We start from the raw sequence: 25,739 nt of genomic DNA on the forward strand, positions 1-25,739 counted from the left end.
ACAAAAATAAGTAATAAGTTAGAAAGTTTTAGAGAAAAAGTGTATTTCTTCCAACTTCTAATTTCCAAAACAAAATTTAACAAATGGCAATAAAAATAACAGACGAATGTATCAATTGTGGTGCATGTGAACCAGAATGTCCAAATACAGCCATATATGAAGGAGCTGATGACTGGAGATATAAAGATGGTACAAAATTATCAGGTAAAATAGTTTTGCCAGACGGAACTGAAATTGATTCTGAAGCTGCTCAAACTCCTTTATCGGATGATGTGTATTATATAGTTCCAGGTAAATGTACCGAATGTAAAGGATTTCATGAAGAGCCTCAATGTGCAGCAGTTTGTCCTGTAGATTGTTGTGTTCCAGATGAAGAACATGAAGAATCTGAAGAAACACTTTTAAACAGGCAATCATTTTTGCACAATGAATAAAAAAAACTCCTCTATTTTTAGAGGATTTTTTTTATAATGGATTTTTTTATGTAAATATCTATTAGATAAAGGATCGTTTTTAAATATTCTGTATTTTTAAATTTGCTTTGAAAAAATGTCGGAATAAATTATATTTTGCTGTTTTTACTACAAAAGACGCTTGGTTTAGGGAAATATTTTTATTTTTGTTAAAATTGTTATGTGTAATGAAGAGAATCTTTTTTCTTTTTTTAGTTATTCTATGTCTAAATAGTTTTTCTCAAGAGAAAGAACTTACTATTTTATTTAAAGATATTGAAACTCAATTACCTGTTGATGAGGTGACTCTTACTGTACTTAGGACTAAAGAAAGTTTTGTTTCAAATATTGACGGTGTAGTTAAAGTTTTATTAAAAAGACCTTCCTATTTAGAAGTGAGTCATTCTTCCTATAAAAAGTTTATAGTAAAATCAATTACATTAAATGAAGAAGAAAATGTTATTTATTTAGAAAATACAGTAAATAAACTTCCTGAAATTATTTTAACAAAAGATCATCCACAAAATATTTTAAAAGGATTAGTAGAAAATTCAAGAAATAAATTGTCAGTGCCTTCAAATTTGAGAGTTTATATTAGAGAGTTTTTTAAAAAGAATAACAAAAATATTTTATATAATGACGGATTAGTTAATTTTCAAATTCTTAAAGATAAATCTTCCATTAAAACGGATATACTAGTTGAACAAAATAGAGTATTGGGAATTCTTAATGAAAAAACAGATAAAGATATCTATGGTTATAATTTAAATAACCTAATGGAGAATTATTATAAATTTAAATATTTAGAAGAGATTTTAGATAGTAAGGTTAAGGATAAATACGATTTCCAAATTAAGTCTTATCCTGAAAACGAAGATTATTACCAATTACTAGTGAAACCATTAGAAGGAGAAGAAGGGTATTTATTTAATTATACTATTCTATATGATCATAATAAAAGAATCATTGTTGAAATTGATAATTTTATAGATTCAGAGAGAGCAGAGCGAAATTCAGATTATTCAATTTCGGGTAAGAAAAATGTATACAAGTCAGCTTTTAAAATGAGTTATAGGGTAAAAGGGAATGAAGAATATTATTTAGTTTACGCTAAAGAAGAAATAGGTTTTATAGCAAAACAAGATAAAGAATTAATTAAAACTGAAGTGAGAAACTACTTTGTAACAAATAAGTTTACCAAAAGACTATTCACTTACAATATTAAAGATATTTTTAAAGAAAAAACATTGTTAAATAGATCTAATACTATTTTAACAGACTTTTGGAATATTGATTCAGGTTTAGTTTTAACTCAAGAAGAACAAGATTTTATAGATAGTTTGACTGAAGTGGTAGAAGAATAAAAAAAGACCATCCTTTTTTGGATAGTCTTTTTAAAATTTAAAAAAAGGAGAGACTATTGTTGCTCTATCTTTTGACTTATTCAATAATTACTTTTGCAGTATATAGTTTTCTCGAATGAATTTTTATAATGTAAATTCCTTTAGCTAAATCTTGTGTTAGTAAGGAATATTTATTGTTGTTTACATTCTTAGTAGCATATAGTAATTGACCTTCAGTATTAAATAATTCGATTTCATCAATTGGATAATCGCATTGAATGAAAGTCTGCTTGTTGTTGCTAGTTGGGTTTGGATATAATCTAATTCCATTATCAATTTCAAACTCCTTATTTTTTAAAGGAGAAATTACTTCAAACGAAACCCTGTTTGAAACTTCATTATAAGAGTCGTTTGTGAACATAACAATAAAGTAATTGCCATCTTCTGTTGGCATATTTTGATTTTCAATTTGTGTGTTACCATTAGCCAAACCTTGAAAATATTGATAGCTGATTAAAGGTTGAATATTAGGGTCGTCTCCTTCATTATAAATACCTAGCCAGTCTTTGACAATTCCAGGAGCATCAGTCCAAGAAGCATTTATTTGTTCTCCAAGTTGATAAACTGGTTTGTCAATCCATAGTTCGGTAACAATATCACCAACTTTAAAGAAAGTTTTATTTCCTATATTATTATAACTATCTTGCAAGTAATATGACGCATAATAATATCCTTTTGGAAGGTTTTGGAAGGTCAACGAACCATTTGTGCTAGTTATATATTCATAAGCGGTAGATTGAGCATCTCCTGCGTTAATTCCCATTTTATAAATACCAATCCAATCATTTGATAAATTAGGACCATTTGTGAAAGAAACTATTACATCTGTTCCTAATGCATATTCAGTTTCATCAGTATTTAATGAAGGAACTGAACCTACATAGAAGTAGATTCTATCAGCCACTTCAGTGTACCCATTATTAACAAATAATGCTACATAATATCTACCACTATTTGCTAAACCAGAAGTAAAATTAATTGTTCCGCTTGGTGTTCCATTCGTATATTGCCATGTTTGAGACGATATTGCTCCTGGTGTTTGACCTTCTTTATAAATTCCTATCCAAGTGTTATTTGTTGTTGGAGCGTTTACATAGTTTACATTGATTGCTTGGTTTGTGTTGTAGGTATTGGTTGGACTATCAATAGATAAAGACACTGTACCTATATTGCTATTTATAATTTCAAAAGTAACAACATCACTCCAGTCAGACCATTCTAAATTTCTATCTCTGTATCTTAATTTAGCAAAGTAGATTCCATTATCTAATGAGTTTGAAGCGATTTCCATTTTAGTAATGTCTACTCCAAAATTGATATCTACAGTAGAATCACGTTGGGTAGCATATTTTCCAAATAAATTTTCATAATCTCTATAAGATTCTTTATCAATTATATTAAAATCTGAAAATTTAGAAACAACAAATTGAGAAGTGTTTAATAATTCCGATTCATTAGTTGTAAATGGACTACCTTCTAATGTGATAGGTAATTGAATTGGGTTTGAAAAAGTATTTGTAATTGACGGTTTGTTAGGTTTTGTTTTGTTTTTATAACGATGAAATTCATCCATCAATTGATTGTTTTTCCATTTATAAATACTTCCAATAGAATAACTTTCAACATCCATTTTTCCATTAGTTACATCTATATCTACAATTTGATACATCCAGTTACTAATCGTTTTTTGAACATCTTCAAAGTCTTGTTCAGTAGACATTGACCAATATTGATCCCAAGCCGTTCCACCAGAAATGATATTGTAGGTTGGAGTGTTTTTTAATTGACCTCTATGATATAAATGATGATGAGCACCAACATGCATGATGTATTTATCTGAAGTGGTTAAAAGTGGAACAGCTGTTTCTCTTACCCAATTTGAAATATCACCTACATATTGTTCTGCCTGATAAGGACGATGACTTAGAGAAAAAATCCAATCTACTGAAGTATCATTCTCAGCAGCAGTTAAAACTTGTTGTAACCAATTTAATTGAGTTGTTCCAGTGTGCTCTGAACTAAGGCTTATAAAAAGGACATTACCTGCTTGTTGTGCATAATAATTTTCAGAATTAGAAGAAATTCCTTGGTAAGATAATTCACTCATATAAAAATGACTATAATAGGAATTCATACCTAAGGTTCCATAAGTTTCATGGTTTCCTACAGTGGTCTGGATAGGTAAATAACCAGATAATGCTCTGTTTTTCTTAAAATGTACATTTTCATAATGGTCTAATGTTCCTACATCTACTTGATCACCGACCATGAATGTCATGGCAATATTGTCATCAGGAGAAAGTGATGAACCCCATTTTTCTTTGATTTTTCTTTTTGCAGCAGCAACTAACGAATCATATCTTGGTTCATTTTTTAATTGATTATCTCCCATGATTAAGAAACGTATGTGACCATCAGATGTAGCAGCTTCACCAGGATTAGGAAGTGTTTTAAAAGAATAAATCGTAGACGTTTCACTACCTGTTTTTATTTTGTAATAGTATTTAGTATTAGGTGTAAGGTTGGTTAATTTGGCAGAATGATAGTAGTAATTACTAGGATAACCTACATCTGTTAGAATATTAGTGTTTCCTGTAACAGTTACATTTAAATTTGTAGTATTTAAACCATATTCTACTATGGTTTCATTATTGCTACTTGTTTTCCAATTTATATAAATAGAGGTTGGAGTAACATTCTGTAAATAAGGATGTAATGTTTGCGAAAAGCTTAAATTAAAAAGCAAAAAGCTAACAAAAAGTAATAGTTTTTTCATTTTTACATGTTTTTGTTTAGTAACCACGAAACTACTTTTACTGTTTAATTGAAAGTTATTTTTAATGTTATAAATTAATAGTTAACTGTTAAAAAAAGGTTATCTAGTTTAATTGAAGTTTAACAGAATGAATAAAAAGGTTATCCATAACTTTATGAATAACCTTTTCCTTATACTAAAATAGTTAATAGCTACTTATTTTAAGCAATATTACTAATAATCAATTTTTGAAAAACTTGATTTTTTAGAATGCTCTATTGTAATTTTAGTAGGCTTATACTATTATTATTTTTCAATCATATATTTTTCCATAGTAATTTTATCCTTTTCATAATCATATGTTTCTAATATAAGATTTCCTTCGTTATCGAAATAACCAAAAGAAACTTTATCATTACTTCTGTAGATGTAATTGTTATTAGACGTTTTTCTTAGAATTCCAGCTTCTGCATCAGATGGATTTATCATAGAATATCCATTTCCTTTTTGAATTATTTGGTATTTATTTCCATTCGAGTTGTAATATGCGGATAAATCAACATCATAATATTTAGTTTCTCCATCAATTTTTACTTTTGTTGTTTTGGTAACATCTACTTTAGATTCTTCTTTAATAGGGATGTTTTTCCCTTTTTGCTCAGACATAGCAAGTTCTACATCCTGAGTTTCTTTAGTTTCTACAGTTTTAACAATTTTCTTTTTTCCTTTAGAATCTTTAATTGTAGTTGTAGTAGTTTCAGTTTCTTTTTGAACATTTTTATTTTGAGCCGTGATTTGTAAAGTGGCTAATAAAAATATTGAAGACAATAATAAATTTTTCATAATTCCCTGTTTTTAAGTTATAGTACAAATTTAGGGGCTATTATAAATTTAATGTTACAACATTTTGTCAGCTTATTACATAATTAAGACTTTATACGGCATGATATTTTTCTTAAGTTCTTTTATTTAGTCGTTTGTAATAAAAAAATCTGTTTATCTGTAATTGTAAATATAAAATAGAAGCTATGTAGTTGTTTTTTGTAATTCAAAGAATAAATCACTAAAACAATAGCAACTTTGAGACTTTGCAACTTTTAAAGTATATTTGCAAACTTTAAAATGAATTAGTTATAAAAAATATATCATGAAAGCAGGAATTGTAGGGTTACCAAATGTTGGAAAATCAACACTATTTAATTGTTTGTCAAATGCAAAAGCACAAAGTGCTAATTTTCCATTTTGTACCATAGAGCCTAATATTGGTGTAGTAAATGTACCAGATCCTAGGATTGCTCGTTTAGAAGAGTTGGTGAAACCAGAACGTGTTCAAATGGCAACTGTAGATATTGTTGATATTGCAGGTTTAGTAAAAGGAGCTAGTAAAGGAGAAGGTTTAGGTAACCAATTTTTAGGAAATATTAGAGAGTGTAACGCAATTATTCATGTCTTGCGTTGTTTTGATAATGATAATATTGTTCACGTTGATGGAAATGTGAATCCAATTCGAGATAAAGAAACTATAGATATTGAATTACAATTAAAAGATTTAGAAACCGTTGAAAAGCGTTTGGAAAAAACCAATCGTGCTGCAAAAACTGGAAATAAAGAGGCGCAAGCTGAAAAAGCACTTTTAGATAGAATTCGTGAAACTTTATTACAAGGGAAATCAGCTCGTACAGTTGTTCCTCAGAATCAAGATGAAGAAGAATTAATGGAAGAATTTCAATTAATTACTTTAAAGCCTGTTTTATATGTTTGTAATGTAGATGAAGCTTCAGCAGTTTCTGGAAATAAGTATGTAGAGCAAGTAAAAGAATTAGTAAAAGATGAAAATGCTGAGGTAATTATACTTTCTGTTGGTGCAGAAGCAGATATTACTGAATTAGAAAGTTACGAAGAACGTCAAGTTTTTCTTGAAGATATGGGACTGACTGAACCAGGTTCTGCAGTTTTAATTCGTGCCGCTTATAAATTATTAAACTTACAGACCTATTTTACGGCTGGTGTAAAAGAAGTAAGAGCTTGGACCATTCAAGTAGGAGACACAGCTCCAAAAGCAGCAGGTGTAATTCATACCGATTTTGAAAAAGGATTTATCCGTGCTGAGGTAATTGCTTATGAAGATTACTCAAGTTTTGGTTCAGAAGCTAAAGTAAAAGAAGCAGGTAAATTAAGAGTTGAAGGTAAAGAATACATCGTAAAAGACGGTGATGTAATGCATTTTAGATTTAATGTGTAGTTTTTTTTGAAGCAAGAAAAAAGAAACAAGAGAAAAGATAGAACCTGTAAAGAAATTTGCAGGTTTTTTTATTTATATTTGAGTCAATATGATTGAAATTTAGGTTTAAATGTTTCAATTCAAATTCTTTATTTAAATTGAATTGCATATGTAAGGCTTTTAAAGAAATAAATATTTTTAATTTAAAACAGTGAAAAATGAGAATAGTGCTAATTTGTTTTTCTTTATTTAGTTTCTTTTCTTTCTCCCAAGAAAAGAAAGTGGTTGACTTATTAAATAAGCAACTTATGAAAGAAATTAAAAACTTTGAAGACGAGGATTCTTTGAAAATTATTCAACCTTTTCACATTGATGAAAGTAAAAAGTTAATTCTCGAAGTCGAAAAATACAATAGTTATGTTGAACAATGGGAAGTAATACATGCAACAGTAGCTTTAGATAAAATTTCAGGTTTTATAAAGGATATTAATGTTATTTTTCTAACAGATGATAATGACGTTTTAGAAACCATTACATCATATGACAAAAACAGAGTACTTTTAAAGACCAATACCCATAAAACCAATTTGTTTTTTACTCAAATTAGTAAAGAAATTAATAATGAATCTTTTGGTAAGGCAATAGTAAAAGCACTAAAGAAGGCTGGTTTTGAAATTGATTTAGAGGTTTGGGCTGATTAATCCTTGCAAATGAAACTATCTAAAAGCAGAGAAAAATATTTGTTGCAAAAATATTTCAACACTAAAAATGATAAGAATATTCCAACTCACCTGAGTCAGTTTGGGATGCGTTCAGGTGATACAACTGATGAAGATTTGTATTTTGTTACCCAATATGTCACCGAAATAGATAGACTTTCTATCGGAGATTCTTTCGTAACTATTCATGGATTACAATATCTTAAAAAGCTTAAAAAAGTTATATATTTAGATTTAAGAGGTGTTGCTTTGAAAGATGATTCGCTAGATTGCATTCTTCATTTCGCTGAATTGGAATATTTAGATATTAAGGATTCAGAAGTTACTGCAGCTGGTATTTTGAAGATTTTAGTGTCTTTTCCAAAACTAGAAACATTAAGAATTGATATTCCTATTGAAGAGGAAGCACATTTAAATAGTTGGAAAAAGAAGTTTATCAATTGCGAATTATTGATAAACTTGAAATAAATGTATTTTTGTTTTATTTTTAGTCATCTATTATAAAATCGTTTCATGAAAGGAATAGGGGTCATTTTTTTATTAGTTTTTATTTCTTGTAAAAACGTCTCAGGAGATCTTGAAATCGCTGGAAACACTTTTTATTTTGAAGAGCCTCAACCTATTAATGATTTCGAATTAAAAACGTTTCCAAATAAATTTTTAGGGAGTTACATGAATGAAGATTCCATAAGTTTAAATTTTCAGAAAGATGTAATCTGCAGAGAATATATTTGGAAAAATAAAATACCAAATACTGATTTAGATTCGCTAAAAGTAGGATTTGATTTCACTGATGATAAAATAGTGTCAAAAGATGGTAGTTTTAAATTTTTATACAGACAATTAAAAGATTCAATTGAAATTTTTAATAAAAGAATTGATACTATATTTAGATTCTCAAATACGCAAAAAGCAAAGCGCATAAATGGGAATTTAGTTATCAGTAAAAAAGATTCTATTTTTTGGAATATAAAATTATATACTTTTGATAAAGAAAAACTAACGGTAAAACAATTATATTCTGATACTGATTTAAAGAAAATGGATTCGATTACCAAAGTAAAAGCTAAAATGCTAGATTCTTCTACTTATATAATTGCTCCATCAAGAGCAGAATTTAAGCAATTTTATAAGCTAAAAGATTTTGGTAATGACACTAATTATAAAAAAGTAAAAGAATGAAAATAGCAAAAAAAACATTTAAAACACTGCTAAAAACTATCTTAGGATTGCTAGCTTTTTTACTAATTTATACAATAGTCATTTTCTTTACTTCTATTATTTCGGTAAACGAAAATAATTCCGAAACCAATAAAACCATTCCCATTTATATTCTTTCCAACGGAGTACACACCGACATCGTTTTGCCCTTAAAAAACGAAATAAAAGATTGGTCAACTCAAATTTCGTATTTACATACTAAAGCAAAAGATTCCACCAGACAAAATCTAGCTTTTGGTTGGGGCGATAAAGGATTTTATTTAGACACTCCTACTTGGGCTGATTTAAAAGTTTCTACAGCAGCAAAAGCTATCACAGGATGGAGTTCTTCAGCCATGCATATTACTTTTTATGACAATCTCAAAGAAGATGAAAATTGTAAAAAGTTTTTTATTTCTGAAAACCAATACAAAAGCATGATTCAATATATCGAAAACAGTTTTGCATTGGATACAACAAATAAAATCCAACGTATTGGAACCCATTCCTATGGGAAACACGATGTTTTTTATGAGGCTAAAGGCAGTTATAACTTATTTTTTACCTGTAACACTTGGGCAAACCAAACTTTAAAAGCTGGCAATCAAAAAGCAGCACTTTGGACGGTTTTAGATAAAGGAATTTTTTATCATTATGAATAAATACTTATAACTAATGATTTTCTAACAATTATCGATTTCAAATTTCAAAATACCATTTTTGCGTTTTATAATAACAGGTATTTTTTCTAATGTACAACGAGGTTCAATAGTAAACTGAATATAACCTCCAACTGCAAAATCTTCTGTAGTTGTGATTTCTAGTTGCTGTTTGTAATGTGTATTTACACGAATCCAATCTGTCATGCCATTATCTGCTGTTTCGGAATTAGGTTCTCTAATAGTGAGCGGTGTTTCAACAAGATTGCTTTTTAGTGTAAAGAAATTAGTGTCATCCATAAAGAAAGTAAATTTACCCTTCAAACTTTTCTTAGTATTTGAAGAGGCATAATAAGCATTGTTGTAAAGTAACATTTGAATTTCTAAATCATAATTTCCGTTACTTAATTGATGTGTATTAAGTTTTAGTTCATAAGGTTTAGAGGCTAAATTTGGTCCGTAAACAGATTGTATATTATAAACGGAATCTTGAATTTGAGCTAAATTTGATTCGGGTTTTGGATGATCTACTTTACAACCTAGAGCAAATAATAAACAAAAGGGAAAAATGATTTTTTTCATTTTTTAATAATTTATGTGGATTTAAAAGTGACAACAAATTTTTAGTATTTGCTGACACTGTAAAACTACTATTCACTTCATCTCTAAGTGTCAAATGAATGTAAAAAAAGTGTAAATAGTTGTAAAATGTAATGTTTACCAAAATATTATTTGGTAGAAGTGTTATAATGTAAGGACAACAAAGTAGCCTATCCTATATTCCTTGTAGTGGAAGACAATTAAAAAAAGACAATTGTTTTATAAATGTAGGATTTACGAAAAAATAGCAATTATTCCTATTTATGGCTACTTTATATTTTCTTTTTTTGATTTTTTGTAGGAAGAAGTTTGGATACTTATATTTCAAAACTACGAATTAAATTAAAAGCCGATGAATCTGTCAAATTAATAAACATTCATGGAGTAGGGTATAAGTTGGAGATTAACTGAATAAATATTTTTTTTAATCTTTAAATATAATCAACGTTTTTTAAAGAGATTTATTTAATCTTGTACTTATTTAAGGGATGATTCTTACTTATTTCGACCCCTTTTCTATATTGTACTAGTCTGTTATCTAATTTAATAGCAATAGAATTTGACGATAAGTTTATTTTCTGAATTAATAAATTAGTTTTTAAATCAGTAACTCCAGCTTCAAGTATTTCTTCGAAAGGTTTTATTCCTCCTTTTCCATCATCAACTTTATGTATATTAATAAAAACTTCATTTGCTTTTTTATAGGATTTAGATTTTTTAAATAAAGTTTTAATGTAATGTTCTGAAACTTTATGATTAAAACTTATCGTATCAGTCGAATTCAAAAATTGTAGTATGTTTAATTGATTTATGCTATTTTCATCTGTAATTTCAACTATTTTTTCTTTTTTGTTTCCGACTTTATAAATTTCAGCATCATAAACTATTAGCATATAAGAATCATTAATAGGTAAAAACATTTGTAATCCTTTAGAACCATAACCACGTTGACTAACAATGTTCCATTTTCGTTTTTCTAAAAATTGATTGTACATAACAAGAGGATTGTCTGAAATTATAAAAGGAATATTTGTTGTGTTTTTTAAAAGTTTATATTTCAAATCTATTAAATCAGGTACAATTTTTACTGCTGTTTTTAATTGAAGTTTTTTTCCTTCTTCATTTTGTAAGTATTTTAAAGATTCCAACAACTCAGGAGGTAGATTTTTTTTTGTAATATCTGAATTAGTTTCTTTAATTAATTCTTCATAATCTCTAAGATTATTAAATCGTATAGGATTTCTTAAGTCAAGAATTATTAAAAAATGTAGCATTTCTAGTTGGTCTATACTCTCATATTCTGGTAAAACTTCTTTTTCCCACATTTTTCTAAAAATTGGAGCAGATTTACTCTCTAAATTTCCAAGCCAAGTTTCTAAATCACCTGATTTTCCATAAAGGAAATTGCTATACAATTGAGTCCTAATTGGAGTTGATGAAATGTAAAATTCGTTATTAACATTAAAAATGCCAATTGTTTTTCCATTATTATGATAGGAAAAATATTTTTGAAAAAATTGAGGCACAAAATGTTGTATTTTGGTTACTCCTGTTTTATCAGACATCAGAATTTATGTTCAAGTTACATTAATTTATTTATTAAAACGATTTAGTAATTTATATGAAACCAAATATACCAAAAAATTGCTCAAACTTTTATTCCAATTTTTCTTCTTTCAACTCAAACCCACAACATACAACCTACAACCTACAACCTCTTCACTCTTTTGTCAATAACTTATAAACCTGTCTCTTTTATTTTTTATAGAGAAATAGTATATTGCACAAAATCCGAAATCTGTTTATGCTAGAGCAAAATCAATACACCGAAGACAATATTCGTTCACTCGACTGGAAAGAGCATATTCGTATGCGTCCAGGAATGTACATTGGAAAACTGGGCGACGGTTCCTCACCAGATGATGGAATCTACATTCTACTCAAAGAGGTAATGGACAACTGTATCGATGAATTCGTTATGGGTGCTGGAAAAACCATCGAAGTAACCATTAAAGATAAACTAGTTACCGTTCGCGATTATGGTCGTGGTATTCCCTTAGGAAAAGTAGTCGATGTGGTTTCCAAAATGAACACAGGAGGGAAGTACGATTCAAAAGCCTTTAAAAAATCGGTAGGTTTAAATGGAGTGGGTACCAAAGCGGTTAATGCACTTTCCAATTTCTTCAGAGTAGAATCGGTTCGAGATAACCAACAAAAAGCAGCCGAATTTTCCGCAGGTAACCTAACCACTGAAGATGAAGTATCAGAAACTACAAAACGCAAAGGAACAAAAGTATCTTTCATTGCTGATGAAGCCATCTTTAAAAATTACAAGTATCGTAATGAGTACATCATTAAAATGCTTAAAAACTATTGTTATTTAAATCGAGGCTTAACGATTTATTATAATGGTGAAAAATATGTTTCAGAAAACGGATTAAAAGATTTACTAGACGAGAATATCACAGAAGAAGATATGGTGTATCCAATCATTCATTTAGAAGGAGAGGATATTGAGGTTGCCATTACACACAGTAAATCGCAATATTCAGAAGAATACCATTCGTTTGTAAACGGACAAAATACCACACAAGGAGGAACGCATTTAAGTGCTTTTAGAGAAGCCATTGTTCGTGCCATTAAAGAATTTTACAATAAAAACTTTGAAGCTTCTGATATTCGTAAATCGATAGTTTCGGCAGTTTCCATTAAGGTGGAAGAACCTGTTTTCGAATCACAGACGAAAACTAAATTAGGTTCAACGGATATTGGTCCAAATGGGCCTACGGTTCGTACTTTCGTAAATGATTTTATCAAAACCAAATTAGACAATTTCTTACATAAAAATCCAGAAGCTGCGGATTTGTTACTACGTAAGATTTTGCAAGCAGAAAGAGAACGAAAAGAATTATCCGGAATTCGTAAATTGGCCAAAGACAGAGCAAAAAAAGCGAGTTTACACAATAAAAAATTACGCGATTGTAGAGTACATTTGGCAGATGCCAAAAACCCAAGATGTTTAGAAAGTACGCTTTTTATTACAGAGGGAGATTCCGCTTCTGGTTCCATTACCAAATCACGTGATGTAAATACTCAAGCTGTTTTCAGTTTGCGTGGAAAACCTTTGAATTCGTATGGAATGTCGAAAAAGATTGTATACGAAAACGAAGAATTCAACTTATTACAAGCTGCGTTGAATATTGAAGAAGATATGGGTGATTTGCGTTACAATAACATTGTAATTGCAACCGATGCCGATGTCGATGGAATGCACATTCGCTTGTTATTAATCACTTTCTTTTTACAGTTTTTTCCAGAATTAATCAAAGACGGTCATTTATATATTTTGCAAACACCCTTATTTCGTGTGCGAAATAAAAAAGAAACGATTTATTGTTACAGTGATGAAGAAAGAGTAAATGCGATTGAAAAATTAAAACCAAAACCAGAAATCACACGATTCAAAGGATTAGGAGAAATTTCACCCGATGAGTTCAAACATTTCATTGGAGAAGACATTCGTTTAGATCCTGTAATGTTAGATAAAGCAACTTCAATAGAAACTTTATTAGAATTCTACATGGGTAAAAATACACCCGACAGACAAGAATTCATCATCAATAATTTGAAAGTAGAGTTGGATGTAATTGAGAAAGAGTAGTTCACAGCTTACAGTTTTAAGTGTACAGTTTTTTGTCAACTTGTAACTGTTAACCGTTAACCAAAAAAAAATGAAAGACGAAGAAGAAAACATAAACCCAGAAGAACAAAACGAATCAGGAAGTGAATCTCAAGAAACAGAAGGTTTTGATGATATAAAAACATCAGGCCATCATTTCTATGATAATAATGAAAATCCAGAAGATACGATTACAAAAGTAACCGGAATGTATAAGGATTGGTTTTTAGATTATGCTTCCTATGTAATTCTAGAACGTGCAGTTCCAGCGATTGAAGACGGTTTTAAACCGGTGCAACGTAGAATCATGCATTCCATGAAAGAGTTGGACGATGGTCGTTACAATAAAGTAGCAAACATTGTTGGTCACACTATGCAGTATCATCCTCACGGAGATGCGAGTATTGGAGATGCTATGGTGCAAATTGGTCAAAAAGACTTGATTATCGACATGCAAGGAAACTGGGGAAATATCCTCACAGGTGACAGTGCTGCAGCTTCTCGTTATATTGAAGCACGTATTTCCAAGTTGGGTCACGATATTTTATATTCTCCAAAAATTACCGAATGGGGAACTTCTTATGATGGTCGTCGTCCTGAACCTGTAAATCTTCCAGTAAAATTCCCATTGCTTTTAGCACAAGGAGCTGAAGGAATTGCAGTTGGGTTGTCAACCAAAGTTTTACCACATAATTTCAACGAATTAATCGATTCGTCCATAAAAATATTAAAAGGAAAACCTTTCACATTATATCCAGATTTTCCAACAGCAGGAATCGCAGATGTTTCCAATTACAACGATGGTTTACGTGGAGGAAGAGTTCGAGTTCGTGCCAAAATAAGTCAATTAGATAAAAATACTTTAGTTATTACTCAAATTCCGTTTTCCACAAATACATCAACCTTGATTGATAGTATTTTGAAAGCGAATGAAAAAGGGAAAATTAAAGTCAAGAAAATTGAAGATAATACGGCTGCTGAGGTTGAAATCTTAATTCATCTTACAGCTGGTGTTTCTCCAGACAAAATGATTGATGCTTTGTATGCATTTACAGCTTGCGAAACTTCGGTTGCGCCTTTGGGATGTGTAATTGAAAACAATAAACCTTTATTTGTAGGTGTTTCCGATATGTTGAAGATTTCAACCAATAGAACGGTTGATTTGCTAAAACGTGAGTTGGAAATTCAATTAGACGAATTAGAAAATAAATGGCATTTCTCAACTTTAGAAAAAATATTCATTCGTGAAGAAATGTATATTGATTTCAAATTGTATGGAGATAGAGAAAGTCTTTACGAATATTTATACAAGAAATTCGAACCTTTCAGAAAATTGCTAGTTCGTGATATTCATGATGATGATTTGCAAAAATTAACGCAAATACCAATGATTCGTATAACGCGTTTCGATTCAGATAAGGCTGATGATGCTATTGCAAAATTGGAAGCAGAAATGGAGCAAGTCAAACACGATTTAGAACACATTATCGACTTTACTATTGCCTTTTTTACCAAATTAAAAGAAAAATACGGTAAAGGACGTGAACGTCAAACCGAATTGAGAAGTTTTGAAAATATTGAAGCTACAAAAGTAGTGCTACGTAATATTAAACTATATGTTAATAAAGAAGAAGGTTTTCTAGGAACTGGATTAAAGAAAGATGAATATGTAGCGGATTGTTCTGATATTGATGATGTTATTGTTTTTCTACGCGATGGTCGAATGGTTATTACTAAGGTTGATGACAAGAAATTCATTGGAAAAGATATTATTCACATTGCTATTTTTGACAAAAATGATAAAAGAACTATTTATAATGTCATTTATAGAGATGGGAAAAGTGGTGCGACTTTTGTAAAACGTTTCAATGTTTCAGGTGTAACTCGTGATAAAGAATACCACATTACACAAGAAAAACCAGGATCGCAAATTCTCTATTTTTCTCATAATCCTAATGGTGAAGCTGAAGTGGTAACTATTTTATTACGCCAAGTAGGAAGTATTAAAAAACTGAAATGGGATTTAGATTTTGCAGAAATTTTGATAAAAGGAAGAAGTTCCAAAGGGAATACGGTTTCAAAATATCCAATTAAGAAAATCGAATTAAAAGAAAAAGGTATTTCAACACTTCGACCAAGAAAAATTTGGTTTGATGAAACAGTCCAACGATTAAATGTTGATGCAAGAGGAGAATTATTAGGAGAATTTAAACCAAATGATCGATTGTTAATCATCAATCAATCGGGTAAACTAAAAACTATTATTCCGGAATTAACTACTCATTTCGATCAAGATATGGTGGTTTTAGAAAAATGGAAACCCAATAAGCCTATTTCGGCTATTTATTTTGATGGTGAAAAGGAACGGTATTATGTAAAACGTTTTGTAATTGAAAATGAGAATAAAGAAGAAATTTTTATTACAGAGCATGAAAAATCACAATTAGAAATTGTATCAACAGATTGGAAACCGATGGCTGAGGTTATTTTTGCCAAAGTAAAAGGAGTTCAAAAAGAAACTTTACAAGTAAATTTAGAAGATTTTATTGCAGTAAAAGGAATTAAAGCATTGGGTAACCAATTAACGGCTGATAAAGTGAAACAAATTAACTTGTTGGAACCACTTCCTTTTGAGGAACCTGTAGAACCAGAACCTGAAAAAATGGAAGTTACTGATGAAGAATCGGTTTCTGATGATGTAAAAACAGATTTAGATGACGATGGTCAAATCACTTTAAGTTTGGATTAACCAAAAATAAAAAAGCTGTATCTCCTTGATACAGCTTTTTCTTTGAATTAGAATAAATCGTAAGCTGGAAATCCAGAAACTCCCTTTACTGCTGTTGAAATATCATTTAATAATTTACTAAGATTAGAATCATTGGATGGTGCATTGTTAACAATTATTGCTATGCTGTAACCGTCTCCTATTTCTGCTAACCATGATCTAGAACCTCCGTGTGCTCCATTGTGTCTTTGTTTATCACCTGAAATTGTCCAACCACAACCATAATTTGGTGACAATGGAGTATCTTGTGTTAATATTGCATGTGTGCTAGTTTTTATAATATCAGGAGGTGTATTGCTTCCATCTACTTTCCCTAAATACTTCACAAGGTCAATTGGTCTAGCAACCCAACCACCAAAACCTGCCCATAATTGCATGTTCTGTTTAGTTTCTGGAGTATAATGTGCTTCATTAGATTTCACACTACCATTAGCTAAACCAACATACATTCCTGAGCCAACTCCAGCTGGATTCAAAACGTTAGTTCTTATAAAGGTTTCATAGGATTGACCACTTATTTGTTGGATTACAACTGCTAAAATAAAATAGCCGGTGTTTGAATAAGAAGATTTAGTATTTGGTGTAAATTTTAGTAAATCGGATGATTTTAATAGCATTTTCATAGTATCATCATATGTTTTGTCTTTGTTCCAAAATTCTGATTCTCCATTGCAAGTTCGCAATCCTGAAGTATGATGTAATAATTGTGAAATTGTAATGTCATTTAGTTTCTTTTTATCAGATGGAGTAGCATATTTAGATCCTAAGATACTGTTTGGACCAAATACCTTTTGATTCATGCTAATTTTATTTTGTTCCAAAAGTTTCATGATTCCTGCAGCAGTTACGGATTTGGAAACACTCATAATTCTCATCGAATGATTGGGAGACATAATCTCATTTGCAGCCTTATCGGCATATCCATAAGATTTTGCAAAAACTAATCTTCCATTTTTAGTAACTGCAAAAGAATAACCATTCACACCTTGTGTAGACATGTAATTTTCAACTGCTGTATCCATTTTATTAATATCAGCATATTTCATTACCTTATTAACCCAAATAGCATTATAATTATCCGCTCCACTTGAAGCAAATGCATTTACAAAAACTGGTACATACCCTTGATAATATAAGTTGTCAAATGTGTGTTGGTAGTTTTTTCTACTTAAACCATGTTTAGCCATAGCTAATGGATAGGCAGATTTTTCCCAAATAGCTGCATACAAATCAGTACGTCCTTTTTGATAACCACTAACGCATTTTAAATGGTATCCTTTGCTAGTAAAGTCATTAAAAGCTTTTTGATAATCAGCTGAATTTAGATTGTGTCTAGCGATTATAGAACCAGATTTCTTTTCCCAAAAGGCTGCAAAATATTCTTTTCCATTAATTACATAGCCTGAAACTTGTTGTAATTGATAACCACTTCTACTATAATCATTAAACGCTTTTTGATAGTCAGATGCTGTCATATTGTGTTTTGCTTTCCAAGCTCCACCAGAACTTTTGTCCCAAACGGCTGCAAATTTAGCTTGATTTCCTACAGCATAACCTGATAAACAAACTAATCGATATCCTTTGCTTACTTTATCGTTAAAATCTTTTTGATAATCTGTAGCTGACATTCCATGTCTTGCTGACCATGCTGGTCCAGCTACTTTGTTCCAAATAGCGGCATACAATTCTTTTCCATTACTAGTATAACCTGAAAGAGATGTAACCCTGTATCCTTTAGCATTTAGATTGTTAAATTCTGTTTGATACTGTGACGGACTCATAGCATGTCTTGCTACAAATTGTGAAAACACGGTTCCAGTAATAAATAATAGTGCTGCTACTAGAATTTCTTTTTTTAATAATTGTTTCATTTTTTTCATTTTTATTTACCTGTTTAGGTATTTGTTTTTTTTAACGGGACAAAGGTATAGTTGCACCACATTCTAGGAAAGAGTAGTATTACCTTTTATTATGGGCATATTCCCCTTTTTTATTAGTGTAGTTTATACTATAATTAATAGGGATAAATTACTTTAAGTTTAGATTAACACATGGAAATTCTGCTTCGGTAGGTTTTTTTGTACCTTTGTTTTATAAATGAAGCATCCTTTTTACATAGTAATATTGATAATCATTGGATTTTTAATAAATCCAACAGAAAGTTACGGATGTTCAAAAAAGAAGTTTGATACAGAAAAAACATGTTGTTCTTCACAAAATGATTTAAATTTTCATAAAAAAGAGTGTTCTGATAAAGAAGAACAAAAATCTTGTGATGGAAGCTGTAATTCTTCAAATTGTAATTTTTCACCTATCTATTCAAGTATTATTACTGAGGAAATAGTTTCAATTTTTCAAAAAAATGAAATTATTCTTACAAGTGCTTCTAATTTTTTTTACTTAGAAAAAAATACTTCATTGAATTATTTTGCAATTTGGTCTCCACCAAAAATAAGCTGATTTATTTCTTTGTATAGCCAATTTTACGGCTAATTTTCATTAGTTTCTTTCTTGTTTCTTGAAGAAAGAAAAACTATTAAATCATTTACATTAAATTTATTAAAAATGAAATCAATAAATAACATATTGATGCTAACGGTTATGTTTGCATCATTCACATTAAGCAATGCACAAATTAAAAATCAGAAAATTGTTTCCGAAAAAATTTTAGGAAATTGTGGTATTTGCAAGAAAACGATTGAAAAAGCAGGAAATATGAAGAATATAGCAACTGTAGAATGGGATAAAGAAACAAAAATGGCAACTATTTCTTACGATGCTAAAAAAACAAATAAAGAGGAAGTGCTTAAAAGAATAGCTCTTGCAGGTTACGATAGTAATTCTTTTTTAGCACCAGATGTAGCTTACTTTGGTTTGCCAAATTGTTGTCAGTACGAAAGAGTAAGCAAAACAGCTATATCAGAAAAACCAAAAATGGAAATGAAAGCAATGATGAAAGAGAAAATAAAATCATCCGAGAATACTAAACCATTGTCAAACGTTTATTCAAATTACTTTGAACTTAAAGATGCTTTGGTAGCCTCAGATTCAAAATCTACTGCTGTAAAAGCCAATGATTTACTAGCTGCTGTAGAAAAAGTCGATATGAAAACATTAGATATGGATTTGCATATGGTTTGGATGAAAATTTTAAAACCACTAAAAGAAGAAGTTAAAGCAATTACAACTTCAAAAAATAGGGAAGACCAAAGGTTTCAATTTGTAGATTTATCGGAGAACATGTTCAAATTGATGAAATCAGATAAATTAGAAACTACTATTTATTTACAGCATTGTCCAATGGCTAATGATGGAAAAGGAGCAAATTGGTTGAGTAAAGAAAGCATTATTAAAAATCCATATTATGGTTCAATGATGTTGAGTTGTGGCAAAACAATAGAAACTATCAAGAACTAGTGATAACATTATAAATTTTATAATTAATTATGTAACTAGTTTTATATTTGGACGAATTACTTTTATAATCAATTAAAAATCAAATAAATATGAAAAATTTAACTTTTCTTTTACTAACAATTATGGTTTCTGTTTTGTTTTCTTGTAAACAAAATAACAATAATGAAATAGAACATGACAATCACATGCATCAAGATTCAACGATGATGCATGATAATAAACATATGATGAATTCTAAAGCAATGTACTCTTGTCCAATGCATCCTGAAGTTCACGGTCATAAAAGCGACAAATGTTCTGAATGTGGAATGGGTTTGACAATGTCAAATCATGAAACTTTGGAAAATAATAAATAATGTACCTTATTTAATGGATTTGAAAATTAAAACTAATTTATGACAAAGATTCATATAAAAAACATGGTTTGTAATCGGTGTATTTTAGTTGTAAAATCTGAGTTAGAGAAACTAGGATGCAAAATAGATACGATTGAATTAGGGGAAGTTATTGTAAGTAATGATATTTCTGAAAATGAAAAACAAATAATTGCAACTAAACTTGAAACTTTTGGTTTTGAAATATTAAATGATTCAAGTAGCAAAACCATTGAAAAAATAAAAACCGTATTAATTGACTTAGTTCATAATAAAAGTAATGACATTAATCTTACTTTATCTGAATATTTGATTAAAAACATACATCAAGATTATAGTAAATTAAGTAATTTGTTTTCTAATGTAGAAGGAATCAATATCGAAAAATATTTTATTAATCTAAGAATTGAGAAAGTAAAAGAACTGATTGTTTATGATGAATTATCGCTTTCTGAAATTGCAGATGTATTGAATTATAGTAGTGTAGCTCATTTGAGTAATCAATTTAAAAAAGTTACTGGTTTTTCACCAACTTATTTTAAGAAGATAAAGGAGAATAAGAGAATTGAACTCGATCAATTATAAATTTTGCAAAATCCTTCCATAATTGTGTAAGTTTTTGGATTTGCTATTTCCGAAATTTGTAATAAAGAAATTAAATCATGAAACATACTTACCATATTGAAGGAATGACCTGTTCTGGCTGTGAAGCGAAAGTTAAAAAAGACTTGTCTACTGTTGAAAATATAACTGATGTAGAAGTTTCAAAAGAGGATAAAAAAGCCAAAATCACCATGTCAAAACATGTTGAACTAAACGTTTTACAAGAATCTATAGGTGGAAAAGACAGTAAATACCAAATTTCGTTACCAAATAGTCATTCTAAAGAAGAAGTAACTCCAAATAGTTGTTGTTCAACGGATAAAAAAGAACAGTATTCACACCAACACAATCACCAACCAGGAAAATATTATTGTCCAATGCATTGCGAAGGTGACAAAGTCTATGATAAACCAGGTGATTGCCTTGTTTGCGGAATGGATTTAGTTCCAATGAAACCAACGGATTCTGAAGAAGATAAAACCTATGAAAAATTATGGCATAAAATGAAAATAGTGTTACTTTTTAGTATTCCTGTTTTCATAATTTCTATGTCAGATATGATTACAAATAATCCACTTTACAATGTAATGAGCTTAGAAAAATGGAATTGGGTTCAATTTGTGTTGACAATTCCAGTTGTATTTTATGCGTGTTGGATGTTCTTTGAAAGAGCTTGGAAATCCATTATTAATTGGAATTTAAACATGTTTACTTTAATTGGAATTGGAACTGGAGTTGCTTTTGTATTTAGTGTTTTCGGAATGCTTTTTCCTCATGTTTTTCCCGAACAATTTAAAACTGCTGATGGAACAGTACACTTATATTTTGAAGCAACGGCAGTAGTTTTAACATTAGTTCTATTGGGTCAATTATTGGAAGCCAAAGCACATAGCAGAACTAGTGGTGCGATTAAAGAATTATTAAAATTAGCACCAACAGATGCAACTGTAGTAATAGATGGAGAAGAAAAGAAAATTTCTATTCACGACATTAAAAAAGGAGATATAATTAGAGTAAAACCTGGAGAAAAAGTACCTGTTGATGGTACAATTACAGAAGGAAATAGTACCATTGATGAATCAATGATTACTGGTGAACCCATTCCAGTTGATAAAAAAGAGGAAGATGAAGTTAAATCGGGAACCATTAACGGAACCAAGTCATTTTTAATGGTCGCTGAAAAAGTAGGTTCAGAAACCTTATTATCTCAAATAGTTCAAATGGTTTCAGATGCTAGTCGTTCCAGAGCACCGATTCAGAATTTAGTGGATAAAATTGCTAAATATTTTGTTCCAATTGTAGTTGTTATTTCAGTTATAACCTTTATCATTTGGTGGCAATTTGGACCAAATCCAAAATTAGTATATGCTTTTGTAAATGCGATTGCTGTATTAATAATTGCCTGTCCTTGTGCTTTAGGATTAGCAACTCCAATGTCGGTAATGGTTGGAGTAGGGAAAGGAGCAAAATCAGGTGTGTTAATCAAAAATGCGGAAGCCATTGAAAAAATGGATAAGATAGATGTTTTAATTACTGATAAAACAGGAACATTGACTGAAGGAAAACCATCTGTTGAGAAGATTGTAGTTAAAAAAGGTGATGAAAATGAGGTTTTGGGAAAAATTGCTTCATTAAACCAAAGCAGTGAACATCCATTGGCTACAGCCATAGTAACATTTGCCAAATCTAAAGATGTTACTTTTTCAAAAGTAGAAAGCTTTGAATCGGTTACCGGAAAAGGAGTGAAGGGAAGTATTAACCAAGAAGTAATTCTATTAGGAAATAAAAAACTGTTAGAACAAGAAGAAATCAAAGAGTTTTCAGCCATTGAAGAACAAGTGATTTTGGAACAAAAACAAGGTAAAACGGTTTCTTACATTGCTATTGGTAAAAAAGTGGTGGGTTATATTACCATTACAGATGCCATTAAAAAAACGAGTTTTGATGCCATTCAAGAATTAAGAAGACAAGGTGTTGCCGTAATCATGTTGACTGGTGATAACGAAAATACAGCTAAAGCAGTCGCATCAGAATTAAACTTAACCGACTTTAAAGCCAGTTGTTTACCTCAAGATAAATTAGAATACATTAAAAAGTTACAAGAACAAGGGAAAATAGTAGCCATGGCTGGTGACGGAATTAATGATGCTCCAGCTTTAGCACAAGCAGATATAGGAATTGCGATGGGGACTGGAACTGATGTTGCCATTGAGAGTGCAAAAATAACTTTAGTGAAAGGGGATTTACAAGGCATTGTAAAAGCTAAAAACTTAAGTCATGCTGTTATGAAAAACATCAAGCAAAATCTATTTTTTGCTTTCATTTATAATTCTATTGGAATTCCAATTGCAGCTGGAGTTCTATTTCCAGTTTTTGGATTGTTACTTTCTCCAATGATTGCCGCTTTGGCTATGAGTTTTAGTTCAGTTTCTGTAATTGCAAATGCTTTGCGATTGCGAACCATTAAAATTTAAAGAATGAAAAGAGTATATTATTTACTATTTACACTATTAATAACAACAACACTTTTCGGACAAAATGTAGTTCGATATGATTTACATGTTAGAGATTCCGTTGTGAATTTTTCAGGTAAAGAAAAAAGAGCCATTGCTGTAAATGGACAAATTCCAATGCCTACCTTAACTTTTACTGAAGGAGACATTGCTGAAATTCATGTGTACAATCATTTAAAAGAAGGAACTACATTGCATTGGCACGGTTTGTATTTGCCTAACAAAGAAGATGGAGTTCCATATTTAACACAATTACCAATTGAACCAGGAAAAGAACATCTATATCGCTTCCCAATCATTCAATCGGGAACACATTGGTACCATAGTCATCAAGGATTTCAAGAACAAATAGGAATGTATGGTTCGTTAATTCTGAAAAAAAAAGCTAATGATCCAACCTTCCGAAAAGGAATTGATGATATTCCTCAAGTTCCAATTGTTCTTAGTGAATGGACTGATTACAATCCAAAAAATGTTCATCGATTATTACACAACGCATCCGATTGGTTTGCCATAAAAAAAGGAACTACACAAAGTTATGCTGAGGCAATTAAAGCGGGACATTTCAAAACCAAAATCAATAACGAATGGAAACGCATGTTGGCCATGGATGTTAGCGATGTCTATTATGATAAATTTCTAATCAACGGACAAAATGAAAGTCAATTATCCCAATTTAAAGCAGGTGATAAAGTACGATTACGAATAGCAAATGGTGGTGCATCGTCTTATTTTTGGTTAAAATATGCTGGAGGAAAAATGACAGTGGTTGCCAATGATGGAAATGATGTTGAACCTGTTGATGTTGATCGGTTAATCATTGGAGTTTCTGAAACCTATGATGTAATTGTAACGATTCCAGCGGAAAATACTTCGTATGAATTTTTAGCAACTCCAGAAGACAGAACGAAATCTACATCTATTTATATTGGTGAAGGAATCAAGCAATTAGTAAGTCCAATGCCAAAGTTGAAGTATTTTGAAGGTATGAAAATGATGAATGACATGATGAACATGGACGGAACCATGGATGATATGGGAATGGAAATGAGTTTTCAAAAAATGGATATGAATGCGGTAATGTATACTGAAATTAGTGGAAAAAGCGAAAAGTCAGAAGTGAAAAGTGATAAAGAAATGACTATGAATGCTGACATGGACATGAAAAAAATGAATTCGGATATTGTTACTTTAAATTATGCGATGTTAAAATCACCAACAAAGACTACTTTACCAAAAGATGCTCCTGTTCGGGAATTACGTTTTGAATTAACAGGAAACATGAACCGTTATGTTTGGAGTATGGATAATAAAGTGTTGGCAGAAACGGATAAAATTTTAATTAAAAAAGGAGAAAATGTTCGTATCACTTTATACAACAATTCCATGATGCGTCATCCAATGCATTTGCACGGACATGATTTTAGAGTTTTAAATGGTCAAGGAGAATATGCTCCTTTAAAAAATGTATTGGATATCATGCCAATGGAAACAGATGTAATCGAATTTGAAGCGAATGCTGATGGGGATTGGTTTTTTCATTGCCATATTTTGTACCACATGATGGCTGGAATGAATCGTGTGTTTAGTTATGAAGATTCAAAACCAAATTCTTTGATTTCGGATAAAGTGAAAGCTTACAAAAAACTACAAGCAGAAAGTAATCAATTTCATTTTATGGCAGAAAATGATTTTGCAACCAACGGAAACGATGGTAAAGCGATGTTGCAAAACACACGTTGGAGTTTTGGAACTGAATGGCGATTAGGTTATCATGACGAACACGGATATGAATCAGAAACACATATTGGTCGATATATCGGAAGAATGCAATGGTTTATGCCGTTTATTGGTTTTGATGCTCGTTATCGAAAATTAGATTCAGGTGAAGTAGAAGAAAATATTTTTGGACAAAAAAGTACAAAAGACAAACGTATTCAAGCTAGTTTGGGTTTTAATTACACATTGCCTATGTTGGTTATTTTCCAAGCCGAAGTGTTTCACGATGGAAATGTTCGTATGCAACTAATGCGAGAAGATATTCCAGTAGCAAAAAGGCTACGAATGGCTTTTATGGTGAATACAGACAAAGAATATATGGCTGGTTTCAAATATATTGTTGGTAAGAATGCTGCTTTAACGACGCATTATGATAGTGATATGGGGATAGGTTTAGGTATAAATTTTAATTATTAATTTCTTAAAAATTAAATTCATCTTTTCTTAATGAAAAGTTAAGATAGTAACCTTTTTGTAACCTTTTCATAATTTATAGGTATAGGTATGATAATGGTTGATTTACTTTTTGTTTACAATTGGGGTTTAGTTTTGTTCAACGAAATAAACAACCAATTAT

General features: G+C 30.3%; 21 protein-coding genes. 16 read left to right on the plus strand and 5 right to left on the minus strand.

What is annotated here, in order from left to right; genetic code table 11:
• The first annotated feature begins 83 nt into the window (after positions 1-83).
• Positions 84-434 (plus strand): 4Fe-4S dicluster domain-containing protein, encoded by a 351-nt coding sequence (locus FIA58_RS03050; protein WP_140959930.1) that lies wholly within the window; start codon positions 84-86, stop codon positions 432-434.
• A gap of 206 nt (positions 435-640) precedes the next feature.
• On the plus strand, positions 641-1,816 hold the full coding sequence (locus FIA58_RS03055; protein WP_140959932.1) for a hypothetical protein: 1,176 nt from the start codon (positions 641-643) through the stop codon (positions 1,814-1,816).
• A gap of 76 nt (positions 1,817-1,892) precedes the next feature.
• Here FIA58_RS03055 and FIA58_RS03060 read toward each other — a convergent pair whose 3' ends face one another.
• A complete protein-coding gene (locus FIA58_RS03060; protein ID WP_140959934.1) occupies positions 1,893-4,631 on the minus strand; it encodes a fibronectin type III domain-containing protein in 2,739 nt (912 codons plus the stop codon).
• A gap of 285 nt (positions 4,632-4,916) precedes the next feature.
• Entirely contained in the window at positions 4,917-5,453 is a 537-nt protein-coding gene (locus FIA58_RS03065; protein WP_140959936.1) for a hypothetical protein, read from the minus strand.
• A 304-nt stretch (positions 5,454-5,757) separates the two neighbouring features.
• Here FIA58_RS03065 and ychF point away from each other — a divergent pair, with 304 nt between their 5' ends.
• The 5 genes from ychF (at position 5,758) to FIA58_RS03090 (ending at position 9,412) form a co-directional block, all read left to right on the plus strand.
• Positions 5,758-6,852 (plus strand): redox-regulated ATPase YchF, encoded by a 1,095-nt coding sequence (gene ychF, locus FIA58_RS03070; RefSeq protein ID WP_140959938.1) that lies wholly within the window; start codon positions 5,758-5,760, stop codon positions 6,850-6,852.
• A 197-nt stretch (positions 6,853-7,049) separates the two neighbouring features.
• Positions 7,050-7,532, plus strand: coding sequence for a hypothetical protein (locus FIA58_RS03075; RefSeq protein ID WP_140959940.1), 483 nt, complete (start codon positions 7,050-7,052; stop codon positions 7,530-7,532).
• A gap of 9 nt (positions 7,533-7,541) precedes the next feature.
• A complete protein-coding gene (locus tag FIA58_RS03080) occupies positions 7,542-8,018 on the plus strand; it encodes a hypothetical protein (protein ID WP_140959942.1) in 477 nt (158 codons plus the stop codon).
• A gap of 45 nt (positions 8,019-8,063) precedes the next feature.
• Positions 8,064-8,732 (plus strand): hypothetical protein, encoded by a 669-nt coding sequence (locus FIA58_RS03085; RefSeq protein WP_140959944.1) that lies wholly within the window; start codon positions 8,064-8,066, stop codon positions 8,730-8,732.
• Positions 8,729-9,412 (plus strand): TIGR02117 family protein, encoded by a 684-nt coding sequence (locus FIA58_RS03090; protein WP_165928840.1) that lies wholly within the window; start codon positions 8,729-8,731, stop codon positions 9,410-9,412. The genes FIA58_RS03085 and FIA58_RS03090 overlap by 4 nt, the downstream gene beginning before the upstream one ends.
• A gap of 21 nt (positions 9,413-9,433) precedes the next feature.
• Here FIA58_RS03090 and FIA58_RS03095 read toward each other — a convergent pair whose 3' ends face one another.
• Positions 9,434-9,991 (minus strand): hypothetical protein, encoded by a 558-nt coding sequence (locus FIA58_RS03095; RefSeq protein ID WP_140959946.1) that lies wholly within the window; start codon positions 9,989-9,991, stop codon positions 9,434-9,436.
• Between the two features lie 327 nt (positions 9,992-10,318).
• Here FIA58_RS03095 and FIA58_RS21705 point away from each other — a divergent pair, with 327 nt between their 5' ends.
• Positions 10,319-10,420, plus strand: coding sequence for a helix-turn-helix domain-containing protein (locus tag FIA58_RS21705; RefSeq protein ID WP_317167863.1), 102 nt, complete (start codon positions 10,319-10,321; stop codon positions 10,418-10,420).
• Between the two features lie 50 nt (positions 10,421-10,470).
• On the opposite strand, the gene FIA58_RS03105 is transcribed toward FIA58_RS21705, so the two are convergent.
• Positions 10,471-11,574 (minus strand): DUF4238 domain-containing protein, encoded by a 1,104-nt coding sequence (locus FIA58_RS03105; RefSeq protein WP_140959948.1) that lies wholly within the window; start codon positions 11,572-11,574, stop codon positions 10,471-10,473.
• Positions 11,575-11,813: 239 nt separating this feature from the next.
• On the opposite strand from FIA58_RS03105, the gene FIA58_RS03110 reads away from it, so the two are divergent.
• Both FIA58_RS03110 and FIA58_RS03115 read left to right on the plus strand, forming a co-directional pair.
• Positions 11,814-13,670, plus strand: a complete 1,857-nt coding sequence (locus FIA58_RS03110; protein WP_140959950.1) for a DNA topoisomerase IV subunit B — start codon at positions 11,814-11,816, stop codon at positions 13,668-13,670.
• Positions 13,671-13,740: 70 nt separating this feature from the next.
• The gene (locus tag FIA58_RS03115) at positions 13,741-16,437 is read left to right on the plus strand and encodes a DNA gyrase/topoisomerase IV subunit A (protein ID WP_140959952.1); all 2,697 of its coding nucleotides are present in this window, start codon (positions 13,741-13,743) and stop codon (positions 16,435-16,437) included.
• 47 nt (positions 16,438-16,484) lie between these two features.
• On the opposite strand, the gene FIA58_RS03120 is transcribed toward FIA58_RS03115, so the two are convergent.
• Positions 16,485-18,347, minus strand: a complete 1,863-nt coding sequence (locus tag FIA58_RS03120) for a serine hydrolase (RefSeq protein ID WP_165928841.1) — start codon at positions 18,345-18,347, stop codon at positions 16,485-16,487.
• Between the two features lie 226 nt (positions 18,348-18,573).
• On the opposite strand from FIA58_RS03120, the gene FIA58_RS03125 reads away from it, so the two are divergent.
• The 6 genes from FIA58_RS03125 (at position 18,574) to FIA58_RS03150 (ending at position 25,579) form a co-directional block, all read left to right on the plus strand.
• A complete protein-coding gene (locus FIA58_RS03125; protein ID WP_140959957.1) occupies positions 18,574-18,936 on the plus strand; it encodes a hypothetical protein in 363 nt (120 codons plus the stop codon).
• A gap of 105 nt (positions 18,937-19,041) precedes the next feature.
• Entirely contained in the window at positions 19,042-19,893 is an 852-nt protein-coding gene (locus FIA58_RS03130; protein ID WP_140959959.1) for a DUF3347 domain-containing protein, read from the plus strand.
• Between the two features lie 89 nt (positions 19,894-19,982).
• Positions 19,983-20,249 carry a heavy metal-binding domain-containing protein gene (locus FIA58_RS03135; RefSeq protein ID WP_140959961.1) on the plus strand — a complete coding sequence of 89 codons (267 nt, stop codon included), beginning with the start codon at positions 19,983-19,985 and terminating at the stop codon, positions 20,247-20,249.
• Positions 20,250-20,288: 39 nt separating this feature from the next.
• Complete coding sequence (locus FIA58_RS03140) at positions 20,289-20,852, plus strand: helix-turn-helix domain-containing protein (protein WP_140959963.1); 564 nt, start codon at positions 20,289-20,291, stop codon at positions 20,850-20,852.
• Between the two features lie 77 nt (positions 20,853-20,929).
• A complete protein-coding gene (locus FIA58_RS03145) occupies positions 20,930-23,344 on the plus strand; it encodes a heavy metal translocating P-type ATPase (protein WP_140959965.1) in 2,415 nt (804 codons plus the stop codon).
• A gap of 3 nt (positions 23,345-23,347) precedes the next feature.
• Entirely contained in the window at positions 23,348-25,579 is a 2,232-nt protein-coding gene (locus FIA58_RS03150) for a multicopper oxidase domain-containing protein (RefSeq protein ID WP_140959967.1), read from the plus strand.
• The last annotated feature ends 160 nt before the right edge of the window (positions 25,580-25,739 follow it).

It is taken from the genome of Flavobacterium jejuense, from assembly GCF_006491595.2.
Classification (GTDB): Bacteria; Bacteroidota; Bacteroidia; order Flavobacteriales; family Flavobacteriaceae; genus Flavobacterium; species Flavobacterium jejuense.